General features: G+C 70.4%; 10 protein-coding genes and 1 pseudogene. 5 read left to right on the top strand and 6 right to left on the bottom strand.

Going from position 1 to position 12,625, the window contains the following annotated elements; translation table 11 throughout:
- Positions 1–85 precede the first annotated feature (85 nt).
- Positions 86–901: an OBAP family protein gene (locus HH212_RS21195; protein WP_229217392.1), complete on the top strand. Its 816-nt coding sequence runs from the start codon at positions 86–88 to the stop codon at positions 899–901.
- Between the two features lie 172 nt (positions 902–1,073).
- Here HH212_RS21195 and HH212_RS21190 read toward each other — a convergent pair whose 3' ends face one another.
- Positions 1,074–3,485 (bottom strand): outer membrane beta-barrel family protein, encoded by a 2,412-nt coding sequence (locus HH212_RS21190; RefSeq protein WP_170204311.1) that lies wholly within the window; start codon positions 3,483–3,485, stop codon positions 1,074–1,076.
- Positions 3,486–3,649: 164 nt separating this feature from the next.
- On the opposite strand from HH212_RS21190, the gene HH212_RS21185 reads away from it, so the two are divergent.
- Positions 3,650–5,020, top strand: a complete 1,371-nt coding sequence (locus HH212_RS21185) for an amino acid permease (protein WP_170204310.1) — start codon at positions 3,650–3,652, stop codon at positions 5,018–5,020.
- 18 nt (positions 5,021–5,038) lie between these two features.
- Here the strand turns inward: HH212_RS21185 and HH212_RS21180 are convergent, their stop codons facing one another.
- Complete coding sequence (locus HH212_RS21180) at positions 5,039–5,542, bottom strand: flavin reductase family protein (RefSeq protein ID WP_170204309.1); 504 nt, start codon at positions 5,540–5,542, stop codon at positions 5,039–5,041.
- 51 nt (positions 5,543–5,593) lie between these two features.
- Positions 5,594–5,767: pseudogene (locus HH212_RS21175) on the bottom strand (flavin reductase); the annotation flags it as partial.
- Positions 5,768–5,911: 144 nt separating this feature from the next.
- Here HH212_RS21175 and HH212_RS21170 point away from each other — a divergent pair.
- On the top strand, positions 5,912–6,178 hold the full coding sequence (locus HH212_RS21170) for a cupin domain-containing protein (protein ID WP_170204308.1): 267 nt from the start codon (positions 5,912–5,914) through the stop codon (positions 6,176–6,178).
- Between the two features lie 204 nt (positions 6,179–6,382).
- Here HH212_RS21170 and HH212_RS21165 read toward each other — a convergent pair whose 3' ends face one another.
- Positions 6,383–6,934, bottom strand: coding sequence for a glutathione peroxidase (locus HH212_RS21165; RefSeq protein ID WP_170204307.1), 552 nt, complete (start codon positions 6,932–6,934; stop codon positions 6,383–6,385).
- 134 nt (positions 6,935–7,068) lie between these two features.
- Complete coding sequence (locus tag HH212_RS21160; protein ID WP_170204306.1) at positions 7,069–7,950, bottom strand: helix-turn-helix domain-containing protein; 882 nt, start codon at positions 7,948–7,950, stop codon at positions 7,069–7,071.
- A 139-nt stretch (positions 7,951–8,089) separates the two neighbouring features.
- Here HH212_RS21160 and HH212_RS21155 point away from each other — a divergent pair, with 139 nt between their 5' ends.
- Positions 8,090–9,508, top strand: a complete 1,419-nt coding sequence (locus tag HH212_RS21155; protein ID WP_170204305.1) for a cytochrome P450 — start codon at positions 8,090–8,092, stop codon at positions 9,506–9,508.
- A 111-nt stretch (positions 9,509–9,619) separates the two neighbouring features.
- Entirely contained in the window at positions 9,620–10,246 is a 627-nt protein-coding gene (locus tag HH212_RS21150; protein WP_170204304.1) for a hypothetical protein, read from the top strand.
- A 43-nt stretch (positions 10,247–10,289) separates the two neighbouring features.
- Here HH212_RS21150 and HH212_RS21145 read toward each other — a convergent pair whose 3' ends face one another.
- Positions 10,290–12,533, bottom strand: coding sequence for a hypothetical protein (locus HH212_RS21145; RefSeq protein ID WP_170204303.1), 2,244 nt, complete (start codon positions 12,531–12,533; stop codon positions 10,290–10,292).
- Between the last annotated feature and the right edge of the window lie 92 nt (positions 12,534–12,625).

The raw sequence follows: 12,625 nt of genomic DNA, 5'->3' as shown, positions 1-12,625 counted from the left end.
GGCCGCGGGTGCGCCGGCGGGTACGCGCGCGCCCGCGGCCGCCTCATCGGAACGATAACGACAACGACAACGACAAGGAGCCTTCATGATTCTCGAGCCCATCCGCGCCCGCCTCCGCCGCGGCCGACCGGCCCTCCAGTGCGCGCTGGTGTCGGCGGCGCTGGCCATGCCCGCCGCCCAGGCCCAGGACACCAGGCCGCGCACCGCGCCCGCCGGCGACGCCAAGACCGGCGGCACGCGCGCGCTGGAAGCCGGCGCCAAGCTGTTGCAGGGTAACGCGCCGCTGTCGAACTTCGATGTCTACCTGGTCGGCTTCCACCCGATGAAGGACCATCCCGAAGAACAAATGGAAGCACACCACTTCTGCCGCCAGATGAACGAGGACCTGGCCCAGTGCACCCTGTTCGACGGCAATACCAGGACCGCCAACCTGAACGGCATCGAATACATCATCTCGGAAAAGCTGTTCAATACCCTGCCCCAGGACGAGCGCAAGTATTGGCACCCGCACAACGGCGAGATCCTGACCGGCCAGCTGATCGCACCCGGCATCCCGGAAGCGGCCGAGCACGCGCTGATGAAGAAGAAAATGAATAGCTACGGCAAGACCTGGCACGTCTGGAACACCGGCCACAACGGCAAGCGCGGCGACGCCCTGCCGCTGGGCGAACCGATGCTGGCGTGGTCGTTCAACCGCGACGGCGAGATCCTGCCCAACCTGCAGGAAGAACGCGATACGCGCACCGGGATCGGCACCGCCGACAAGCGCAAGCGGCGCGTCGACCTGAAGCCGCTGGCCAAGCCGCAGTCGGGCGTGGACGATTTGAAAGGCAAGTTCGGACGGCCGACGCAGGATATCCCGGGGGTGGTGGATAGCCGGGCTGCCGGGCCGGGTGCGTAGGGTAGACGGGTTTCCCGTCCACGCGTTCACGCGGTGCATGCATGGCGCGCGTCTGACCGGATGTCGGTTGGACGCGTGGACGGCGGAGCCGTCCACCCTACGTCTATGAATTTATTTATCGGTTAGTTGCAATTTATGGTTGATAAAACGGCGCCGCGAGGCGCCGTCGAACTTACATGCCGGGTCCGCCGCCGCCCGGGCCACCGCCGAAGCCGCCCGGCCCGCCGGGTCCGCCCGGACCGCCCGGCGGCGGACCATTGCGCCAGCCCTCGCCGTCCTGGCCGTCGCGCCGGCTGCGATTGGCCTGCGCCCCGCCGAAGCGGTACGACAAGCCGACGAAGGCGATCTGGCCGTCGAAGCGGCGGATGTTGCGCTCCTTGAGGGTGAGCGTGTCGATGATGGTTTCCGCCTTCTGCGAATTGAACACGTCGTTCACGTTCACCACCAGCGACAGCTGCTGGGTGATGTTGCGGCGGTAGCTCAGGTCGAGCGTCGCGAACGGCTGGCGGTAGCCATTGCCGGACAGGGTCTTGCCCTGCGCATTCACCTTCACCTGCAACTGGTCCTGCGGCGTCAGCGCGTAGTTCAGGTTGCCGCGCACGCTCAGCGAAGGCGCGTGGCGCGTGACCTCGGCACCGTTCAGGTCGAGCTGCTGCTGCTCGGTGTAGTTCAGGTTGCCGCTGGTGTTGATCGACAGCTTTGGCGTCAGCTTGCCGCTCAGCGTGAATTCCAGGCCGCCGGCGCGGTTGCTGCCGCCGTTCTCGAAGGTGGTCAGGATGGTCGTGGCGTCGACCACCGTCTGGCGCGTGCGGATGGTGTCGTGGTCGTCGCGGTAGTAGCCGCGCAGGTTGGCGTCCAGGATGCCGGCCTTGGTCTCGTAGCCGACCTCGAAGGAATCGGTCTTGACCGGTTTCAGGAACGGGTTGCCGCTCGATTCGTTCAATTCGTCGACGTAGGTGACGAACGGGTTGAGCTGGCCGGCGCCGGCGCGGCGCAGGCGGCGCGCGTACGAGAAGCGCAGGTTGGTCTTGTCGTCCAGCTTGTAGGTGGCGTAGGCGCTCGGGATCCAGTTCAGGTAGCTGTTGGTGATGCTGGTGCCGGTGGTCACCTGGTCCATGTCCAGGTGGGTGTGCTCGGCGCGCAGGCCGACCAATGCGCCCCAGCGCTCGCTCAGCTTCCACTGGTAGGAACCGTACAGCGCGGTGTTGCGCTCGTCGACCTGGAAGTCGTTGGTGAGGCGCGCATCCGCCACCGGCACCGCGCCGCTGAAGTTGTAGTAGCGGTTGTCGAACTCGCTGTCGTTGTCGGCGATCTTGTAGCCCAGCTTGACGATCGAGCCGTTCTCCAGCGGCAGCTCGTAGTCGCCGGTGTAGTCGACGATGCGGGTGTGGTTGGCCTGCAGGCGCTGGCTGGCGTCGGCGTCGGCGAACACCGGACGCACCACGTACGCGTTGTCGAAGCGGTTGTCGACGTCGCTGTCGTTGGTCGACACGCGCAGGTCCATCTTGAACAGCTCGCCCAGCTTTTCGCCCTTGTGGTCCCAGCGCAGGCCGCCCATGTTGCTGCGGTTGTCGCCGCTGGTACGGGTGGTGCGCTGGTAATCGGCCGTGGTGACGCCGGTGCTGCCGAAGGTCTGGTCGTGTTCCTGGGCGACGCTGTCGTTACCGCGCCGCATCAGGCCGAGGTTGGCTTCGACGGTATCGACGTCGCTCAGGTTGTAGGTGACGGCGCCGCGCAGGCCATGCATGTCGTTCAGGCCGGCGCTAGCGGACGTCTGGGTGGTGCGCTGGCTGGCGCCGGTGGCCGGGTCGATGCGCTCGCGGTCGTATTCGCCGGTCGAGTTGCGGCCGTCGTGGCGCACGAACACGCCACCCTGGATGCCCCAGCGGCCCTCGTTGTAGGAACCGTTGACGGCGGAGTTGTAGCGCCCCTCGCTGCCGTAGTTGGCGTTGACCACGCCCATGCCGCCGGCGCGGCGGTTGCGCTTCATGACCAGGTTCAGGATCGGCCCGCCGCCGCCCTCGTTGCCGAACTCGGCGCCGGGGTTGTTGATGACCTCGACCGAATCGATATCCTCGGCCGGCATCGCCTGCAGCATGGAGCCGCGGCTGTCGCCCTGCAGCATGGCCGAGGGCTTGCCGTCCACCAGGATCTGCACGTTGCTGTTGCCGCGCAGCGAGACCGCGCCGGTCGGGTCGACCGACACCGAGGGCACGTTGCCGAGGATGTCGGCGGCGGAACCGTTGGTGCTGCTGACGTCCTGCTTGACGTCGTACACTTGCCGGTCGATGCGGTTGACCTGGCGCTCGCCCTGCACGGTGACGGTGGCGACCTTGCCGGTGCCGGTTGCCGTGCCGGTAGTTGCGCCGCTGGTGGTGGCAGGCGCGGATGCGGGCGCCGCCTGCGCATCGGCTGCGGCGGCGCTGGCCGCCGTCGTGCCGGCGCTCTGCGCCAGGGCCGGCGCCGTCGCGGCCAGCTCGCACAGCGCCAGGCCGAGGGCCAGATACAGTACGCTGCGGCGCGGCGCTTGCTGCAAGGTGAAGGAAGATCGGGTCGGGACCATCGTGGATGCGTGTCGTGCCATGACTTTCTGGTTATGGTGGTCGGTCAAAATGCCAAGGATGTTACAGGCTGCTCGCAGCGAGTGCGAAATTCTTTGTGTAAATTAAAGTAAAACGGCCGGACCACGCTTCGGGGCGCCCGTTTCGATTAAAATCCTTGTTCTTTTTTGGCAAGAACAAGCGCTCCATGACGTCCGACGACAACCGACTCCACCGCGGCCTGAAAAGCCGGCACATCCAGCTGATCGCCCTGGGCGGCGCCATCGGCACCGGCCTGTTCCTCAGCGTGGCCGACAGCGTGCGCCTGGCCGGCCCGTCGGTGGTGCTGGGCTACGCGGTGGCCGGCCTGGTCGCCTTCTTGATCATGCGCCAGCTGAGTGAGATGATGGTCGACGAGCCGGTGGCCGGCTCCTTCGGCCACTTCGCCGACAAGTACGGCGGCCGCTTCGCCGGCTTCGTCTCGGGCTGGAACTACTGGGTGCTGTACGTGCTGGTCAGCATGGCGGAACTGTCCGCGGTCGGCATCTACGTACAGTACTGGTGGCCGCAGGTGCCGCCCTGGGTGTCGGCGCTGGGCTGCTTCGTGCTGGCCAACGGCATCAGCCTGATCAACGTGCGCGCCTTCGGCGAGAGCGAATTCTGGTTCTCGGTGGTCAAGGTGGCGGCGGTGGTCGCGATGATCGTCTACGGCGCTTTCCTGCTGGCCACCGGCGGCGCCGGCCCGCAGGCGACGGTGGCCAACCTGTGGCAGCACGGCGGCTTCTTCGCCCACGGCGTCAAGGGCTTGCTGATGTCGATGGCGATCATCATGTTTTCCTTCGGCGGCCTGGAAGTCATCGGCATCACCGCGGCCGAGGCGGCCGACCCGGCGCGCTCGATCCCGCGCGCCACCAACCAGACGCTGTGGCGCATCCTGGTGTTCTACGTCGGCTCGCTGGCGGTGCTGCTTTCGCTGTACCCGTGGAACCGGATCGTGCCCGGTGCCAGCCCGTTCGTGCTGATCTTCCAGGCGCTCGACGCCGGCATCGTCGCGCATGCGCTCAACCTGGTGGTGCTGACCGCCGCGCTGTCGGTCTACAACAGCTGCGTGTACTCGAACAGCCGCATGCTGTACGGCCTGGCCACGCAAGGCCATGCGCCGCGCGCGCTGCTGAAGGTGAACCGGCGCGGCGTGCCGCTGGTGTCGCTGGGCGTGTCGGCCGCCGCCACCGCGCTGTGCGTCGGCATCAACTATGCGCTGCCGGGCAAGGCGCTCGGCCTCCTGATGGGCCTGGCCGTGGCCGGCATGCTGATCAACTGGGCGATGATCAGCTGGAGCCACCTGCGCTTCCGCGCCGCCAAGCGCGCCGCCGGCCAGTCGACCGCGTTCCCGAGCCCGCTGCATCCGCTGACCAACTGGCTGTGCCTGGCCTACCTGGCCGGCATCGTGGCGATCATGTTCGCCACGCCGGACCTGCGCCTGTCGGTGTACCTGATCCCGGCCTGGCTGGCGCTGCTGGCGCTCGGCTACCGGCTGGCCGAGGGCCGTCGCGGCGGCGCCGCGGTGGCGCGCGGCTGAGGCGCGCCCGTCCTGGCATCAGCGTCCCGGCGTGACCTCGAACGGCACGCCGGTCTCGAAAAAATGGCCGCCGGCCACGTAGTGGATGCTGCGCTTGCCGCTCTCCTCCATGTGCCAGTGGCCGTCGGTGAATACGGTGGGGTCGGCCCAGGCGCCGACCACTTCGCCCAGGAACAGGTCGTAGGCTTGCTGGATGTGCGGCTCCGGGATCAGGCGGCATTCCAGCCAGCCCAGGCAACCCTCGACCAGCGGCCCGCCGGTGTGCTCGCCCGGCGTCCAGGCAATGCCGTGCGCGGCGAACTTGTCGGTCTCGCGCCCGGACTCGGAACCGACCGCCAGCGTGAGGCGCGCCATCGCGCGCGACGGCACGGCCAGCACGAAGCTGCCGGACGCCTCCACCAGTTCGCGTGTGTAAGAACCTATCTCAGTAGGCAGGGGGAAGCTAATGGCGATGCATGGCAAGCAGGGGCAAGGCGCGAGGACGCCGCATGGCGAGCCATGCAAGGACGAGCAACGCAGCACCTGTTTGGCAGGCGCGCCAGTAGCGACTCCGGACTACTGAGGTAGGTTCTCAGTGCTCTTGTCGAGCACGACCGCCACCTTGGGCGGCGAGAAATCGAGCGGCATCGACCACGCGGCCGACATCAGGTTGGCGCGCCCGCCGTGGGCGCTGCTGACGATCACGGTCGGGCCGTGGTTGAGGAGACGGTAGGACTTGGCCAAGTCGACGGGAACGCGCTGGGTCATGCTTGCCTTTCTCGGTGCGGATAGCGGTGTGCGGGGACGGCCATTATCGGCGCAATCGCACGCCGCCGCTTGCGGCCCGCTGGCCTGCACGCCGCGCGCGCCGGTGCTACACTCGCCCATCCTCATCGGTCACCTGAGCACACCATGGAACACCAGGCCTTCATCGAACTCCTGCAACGCGAAGGTTTCGCCGCACCGGTCACGGTCGAACGCGAACCGGACGGCCGCCTGGACGCGCACGCGCATCCGTTCGAGGCCAAGGCGCTGATTTTGGCGGGCGAGATCCGCATCGTCACCGGCGGCCGGGAGCGCCGCTACGGGCCGGGCGACGTGTTCCACCTGCAGCGCGACGAACCGCACGCGGAAAGCTATGGGCCGCAGGGGGTGCGATATCTGTCGGGGCGGCGTTGAGGCTGTCTTTCCCACATCCGCGCACGCGTGCCCGGGATAACCGCTGCCATAGCCCATCACTCGTCGTCCCCGGCCTCGGCGGCCCCCTTGGCGGGGACCCATACTGAGCAACAAAGTTCGGTGCACTAGAAACAACTCGGGCGCTTCAAAAATACCAACTTCGGATACTCAGAATGGGTCCCCGCCTTCGCGGGGACGACGGGGTCAATCCGCCAGCGCCGCCTCGATCGCCTGCACCAGCTGCGGGCTGTCGACCGTGACGTCCGGCGCGAAGCGGCCGACCACGCGGCCGTCGCGGCCGATCAGGAATTTCTCGAAATTCCAGGCCACGTCGCCTTCTTGCCTGGGCGCCAGGCCGTGCTGCTCCAGCTTGGCCAGCAGGGTGCCGTCCGGATTCGGCTGCATCCGCGGCATGGCTTCGATCAGCGCCGCGTACAGCGGATGGCGCGGGGCGCTGTTGACGTTGACCTTGGCGAACATCGGGAACTGCACGCCGAAGGTGCCGCGGCAGAACGCGGCGATCGACTCCTCGCTGCCCGGTTCCTGGCCGGCGAAGTCGTTGGAGGGGAAGCCCAGCACCACCATGCCGCGCTCGCGCAGGCGCGCGTAGGCCGCTTCCAGGCCTTCGTACTGCGGGGTCAGGCCGCATTGCGAGGCGACGTTGACCACCAGCACTACCTTGCCGCGGTATTCGGCCAGCGTGGTGTCGCTGCCGTCGATTTTCTTGAGTGGGATGTCGTACAGGGAAGTGCTCATGGTCGGTCCTGGGAAGCGTGCGGAAAGCGCCATTCTAAGCGGTGCGGCGGATCGGCGCTCGGCAGGCGTTGCCCTCGTACGCGCATGCATGCATGCACGCGAGCCGGCGCGCGGGCAATGCGCGCCGGCGCCGCTCACGACCAGATGCGGTACATCCAGTAGCTGTCGTCGTGCTCGATCGCGCGGGCCAGCGCGGTCGGCGACAGGCCGCTCATGGCGCGCGCCTCGCGCGTCAGGTGCGCCTGGTCGGCGTAGCCGGTATCGGCCGCCACGCCGCTCCACGAGATCTTGCCGCCGGCCTGGCCGGCGCGCGCGGCCAGCAGCGCCTGCTCGGCGCGTCCCATGCGCTGCAGCGTGCGCATCGGCAACCCGGCCCAGGCCTTGATGCGGCGCTCGGCCACGCGCACGCCGCGCCCGGCGCCGCTGGTGGCCGCCTGCAGCGCCAGCCGGCGCGCCCAGTCGCCCAGCACGCCGCGCTCGATGCCGGCGCGGCCGCGCGCCGCTTGCCAGCGCGGCGCCAGGAAGGCGTCCACCAGGGCGGCGCGCTCGGCGTCGCCGGCGGCGGCCATCAGCGCCGCCGTCAGGTCCTGCCAGGGCGCGCCCAGCACCGCGCCGGCCGGCAGCAGCTTGCCGACGCACGCCGGCAGGTCGATCCCGGCCAGCGCGTGCAGCGCGTCCGGGTAGAACAGCGCGACGAAGAAGCGCGCCGGACCGGCGTTCCAGGTCGCCCACGGCTGCGGCTGGGGGCCGCTGAAGACGGCCTCGCCGGCCTGCGCCACCACTGCCTGCGACACCACGCCCTCCTCGACCGCGGCAGTCGGGCCATCCAGCAGCCAGCACACGCCGCACAGGGGCGTGGCCGGGTAGCGATTGAAGGCCGGCCCGGCGCTGCCGAGCGTGCTGCGCGCTACGTAGGCTGCCACGCATGAGGCCAGCGCGCGCTGCGGGGCGATCAGGCGCGCGGTCGGGCGCGCCGGGGCGCGCTCGGGGATGGCGGACGGGCTGGCAGTGGGCATCGCGTTCCTCGGTTCGGGCATGGCCTCATTGTAGCGACGCCGACGCGCATGTCGCAAACGCGCATGTCGCAAACGTTCAAGACAGGCGGCGCGCGCGGGGTCACACTGCACGCACATCGTTCCAACCGAGGAGTACCCCATGCCAGACACCACGATCGCGTTCGCCGGCCCGCGCCTGCTGGCCGACCTGCCGGGACCGCGTCCCGCGCCCCTGTTCGGCAACCTGCTGCAGATGGACCGCGCGCGCGTGCACCGCACCATGGAAGACTGGAGCCGCCAGTATGGGCCGCTGTTCCGCGTGTCCTTTCCGCGCGGCGACCTGCTGGCGGTGGCGGACAGCGAGCTGATCGCCCAGGTGCTGCGCGAGCGCCCGGCGACCTTCCGGCGGCCGGCCATCACGACCGAAGTGGCTTCCGAAATGGGCATGCCGCCCGGCGTGTTCGAAGCGGAAGGCGCCGCCTGGCGCAACCAGCGCCGCATGGTGATGCAAGCCTTTGCGCCGCAGGCGGTCAAGGCATATTTTCCGTCGCTGGTGGAGGTCGCCCGGCGCCTGCGGCGGCGCTGGGAAGACGCCGCCCGCAGCGGACGCCGCATCGACCTGGGCGCCGAGCTGCGCCTGTACACGGTCGACATCGTCGCCGGCCTGGCCTTCGGCAGCGACGTGAACACCATCGAGCATGGCGACAACGCGATCCAGCGCCACCTGGACCGCATCCTGCCGGCGGTGGCGCGGCGCAGCCTGGCGCCGTTCCCGTACTGGCGCTACCTCAAGTTGCCGCGCGACCGCGACCTGGAACGCAGCGTCGCCGCCACGCGCACGGCAGTGGACGCGCTGGTCGCGCAAGCGGCGGCACGCATGCGCCAGGAGGCGGCGCCTGCCGCACAGCCGCGCAACATGCTCGAAGCGATGCTGGCGGCGGCCGCCCAGGAAGGCAGCGGCGTCAGCGAACGCGACGTGGCGGGCAACGTGCTGACCATGCTGCTGGCCGGAGAGGACACCACGTCCAACAGCCTGGCCTGGCTGATCTGGCTGCTGCACCGCCATCCGCAGGCGCTGGCGCGGGCGCGCGCGGAAGTGCTGGCGGTCGCGCCCGACCTGGACACGCTCGCCATCGAGCAGGTCGACCGGCTCGATTTCGTCGAGGCCTGCGCGCACGAGGCACTGCGCCTGAAGCCGCCGGCCGCCTTCATCCCGCTGGAGGCGCTGGCCGACACCGTGGTCGGCGACGTGCAGGTGACCAGGGGGACCATCGTCTGGTGCGTGATGCGCGCCGGCAGCCTGGACGACGCCAGCTTCGCCGATGCCGCCGCCTTCGATCCGCAGCGCTGGCTCGACGACGCGGTCAGCAAGAAGGCGTCGATGCCGTTCGGCGCCGGCCCGCGCACCTGCCCGGGGCGTTACCTGGCGCTCCTGGAAATCAAGGTGGCGATGGCGATGCTGCTGGCGCGCTTCGACATCGCCGACGTGGCGACCGGGCATGGCGGCGAACCGGACGAAAAGATGGGCTTCGTGATGGAGCCGGAAACGCTGCGCATGCGCCTGCGGCTGCGCGGCTGAAGGCCCGGCCGGCGCCCGGCGGCGGCCGGCCGGCGGTGACAATGCGTGACGATTGCCGGGTCCGGAGTGCGTATCATGCCGCAATACGACCTGCCACCGGAAACGATCCGCATGCCCACTTCCCTTGTCGTCCTGCTTGCCGCCGGCGCCCTGGTTGCGCTGTGCGCGCCATGGCTGCTCATGCGCCAGCGCGAACCCGGCGGCGCGGCCTGGCGTGCGGCGCGCGCCCATCTCGGCGCGAGCATGCTGGTGGCGGCGGCAGTGCTGTGCGCCTGGCAGGGATGGTCGCTCGCCGACCGCATGGCGAACCTGGGCGCGCTTTGGCTGGCGTGGATTGCGTCCGGTTTCGTTGCGCTGCTGCCCTTTTCACTGCGGCCGCGCCTGCTCGGCGCCGGCGCCGGCATCCTGTGTGCGTGCGTGTGGCTGCTGGCCTCGCTATGGCTGGTCTTGACGCTGCTGTTCGACGGCAATTCAACCGCCGAAGCGGACCTGGGCGACGGCTTGCATTGCCGGCAATCGATGTATGGTTTCGTGACCGGCGACTCCGGCACCGACGTGGCGCTGTTCCGGCGCTACGCCTTCATCGACCACGACGTGCTGAAGCTGCGCCAGTCCGACGTGTATCCAGAGTCGGTACAGCCGGCGCCTGCCGCCTGGCACGGCGCGCTGCAGCGCTGCCATCGCCTGATCGACCAGCAGCGCAGAAAGGACGCCGGCACCGGCACGGGCGCGCCATGACGGCGCGCGCACAGCCTGTTTCCCGGGCTGCGTCGAGCCGTCGTCAGCCCTTGCAGGCGAAGCCGTAGCGCGTCGTGGTGCAACCGCGGCGGATGCACTGACGCTCGCTGTAGCCGCGCGCGCGGCACTGGCGCAGGGTCGCTTCGCGCCGTTCGCGCGGCGACGGCTCCTTGGCCGCGACCGCAGGCGCGGCCCGCGATTCCGCCTTGGCGGCGCGCTTGCGCTGGGCGGCGCCGGCCGCCTCGCGTTCGCGTTTGCGCTCGGCCGCGCGTTCGCTGTCGCGCTTGCGTTCGGCCACGCGTGCGGCTTCCTGCTTGCGCTCGGCCGCGCGTCCGGCCTCGCGCTGGCGTCTGGCGTCGGCTTCGCGCTTGTGCTCGCGTTCCGTCTCGCGCTCGCGCTCGCGTGACTTTTCACGCTCGCGTTCCTTTTCACGCGCGCGATCCTTCTCACGCTCGCCTTCGCTGCGCGAGACCGCGTTCGATGCCGGCTTCGAGGCCGGCGCGTTTCCTGGCCCGGCGACGCCCAGCGCGGCGACGGTCATTGCACCGTCGGCAGCCGCTGGTGCGGCAGCCGGGGCGCCGACCATGCCGGCGGCCGCTTGCGGGCTGGCCGGCAGCGTCGGCGCGGCGGCCTGGGCGCCGGCGGGCGCGTCGGACGGCGCGCGGCCGGCAATGGTCGAGGCCATCGGCCCGAGCGGCGAATTCGGGCCGGGCGCCGGCTCCGCGGCCGTCGCCGGGGCTGCCGCAGCGACTAGCTCCCGGGCCGCAGCCGGGGCCGCCGGCTTGCTGTCCGCCACTGCCGCCAGGGCGCTGTCGGTGCGGTGATCCTGGTACAGGGCCACGCCGCCGGCGCCGGCCAGCGCCACCAGCACGCCCGCCACGCCCCACAGCGCCGTGCGCCGCTTCCAGGCGCCAGGCGCCGGCGCACTGCGCAGCGCCAGGTCTTCGCGCAGCCGCTCCGCCAGCCAGTCGGGGTCCTGGGATACCGGCGGCGCCGCGGTTGCGGGCGCCGGCATCGCGCCGTCCACGGCCGCCTCGGCGGCGGGCGGCGCCATGCCGCCGGCCATCGCCGCGGACGCGGATGCAGCCACCGCCGGCGTGGCGGCGCCATCCGCCGGATCGCTACCGTCAGCGCCGGCGCCGTCGTCCCGGGCGGGACGATGCCGAGGCGGCATCTCGTCTGCAAGCGCGCCGCCGGCGTCCGCTGCGGATGCGGCGTCGAAGCCGAAACGCGGCTCCGGCCTGGCCCCGGCCCGGGCCGAAATTCCGGCTTGCGGGGCGAATTCGGCGCCCGGCGCGGGGTCCGGCTCGAACGTGAACAACGGCTCGGCAGCGGCGTGTCCTGCCGCGGCGGCATCGCCGGCAAGATGCGGATCGCCCTGCGGCGCAGCGTGCATGTCCTCGGCCGCATCCGCGTCGAAGCTGAACAAGGGTTGCGGCGTGACGGCGCCTGCCGCGGTGCTGCTGTCGTCCGGCGCGAAGCCGGCGTCCATAGCGGCGTGGCCATGCGGCGCCGGCCCGGCTTGCTGCGCGATGACGGGTTCGGGTGCGGCACGGTGCTCGAGCGCAAGCCCGGCCGCGGCATCGGCCCCGGGATCGAAGCTGAACAGCGCTTCCGGCACGGCATCGCGCTGCGGCGCGGCGCCGGTGTCGTACAGGAATGCGGGTTCCGGCGTCTTGCTCAGGTAGTGCCCGGTCGATGCGGCGGGATGGATGCCGTTCCCGTCCTCCGGCGCGGCATTGTCCACGGCATGCGCCGCGACCGGCAACGGGTTCCAGGGAAGATCGCTCGGCGCAGCGGGCGCCTGCATGGACGATCCGCTGCCTGCCGCCCGCACATCGCCGGCGCCATCGGTGCCTGCCGCCCGGCGCACCGACCAGACGCGCGGGTCGCGCGGCGCCGGCGCGCCGTGCGCGCGCACCGCCACGACGGGTGATGCCTCCTTGGACAGGTTCACGCCCCCGAGACCGGCCTCTGCAACATCGCCCGCAAGCGGCGCCGCCCACGGCTGCGCACCGGGAGCGGGCACCGGCGCCGCAAACCAGCCGGCGGTGGTGGCGATCTGCGCCGGTACGGACGAATCGCTGTCCGGCGCCGCCGCGAACGGCGCAAGGCCGGCGCCCTCCGCCGGCGCCGGCGCCTGCGGCAGCGCCGCCGCGGAAGCCGCCGGGTCGGGCGCCGCGCGCGACGCGGGCGCGCCGGGCGTCGGCAAGGCCGGCAGGGACGGCAGCCGCCGCTTCGCCGCCGAGCCGTTTTCGTCGATATCTTGCAACAGTTGGGTTTTCATGGAACGTCAGGCATTCGCTTCGGATGCCGAAGTCTACACAAAAACCGCAGCTGGACAGGAAAGCACATGCGTCATGCATGCGGCAGCGCATT

This window comes from Massilia forsythiae, from assembly GCF_012849555.1.
GTDB classification, from domain to species: Bacteria; Pseudomonadota; Gammaproteobacteria; order Burkholderiales; family Burkholderiaceae_D; genus Telluria; species Telluria forsythiae.
Note: the sequence above shows the minus strand (reverse complement) of the source record. Positions and strands in the feature narration are given on the sequence as shown.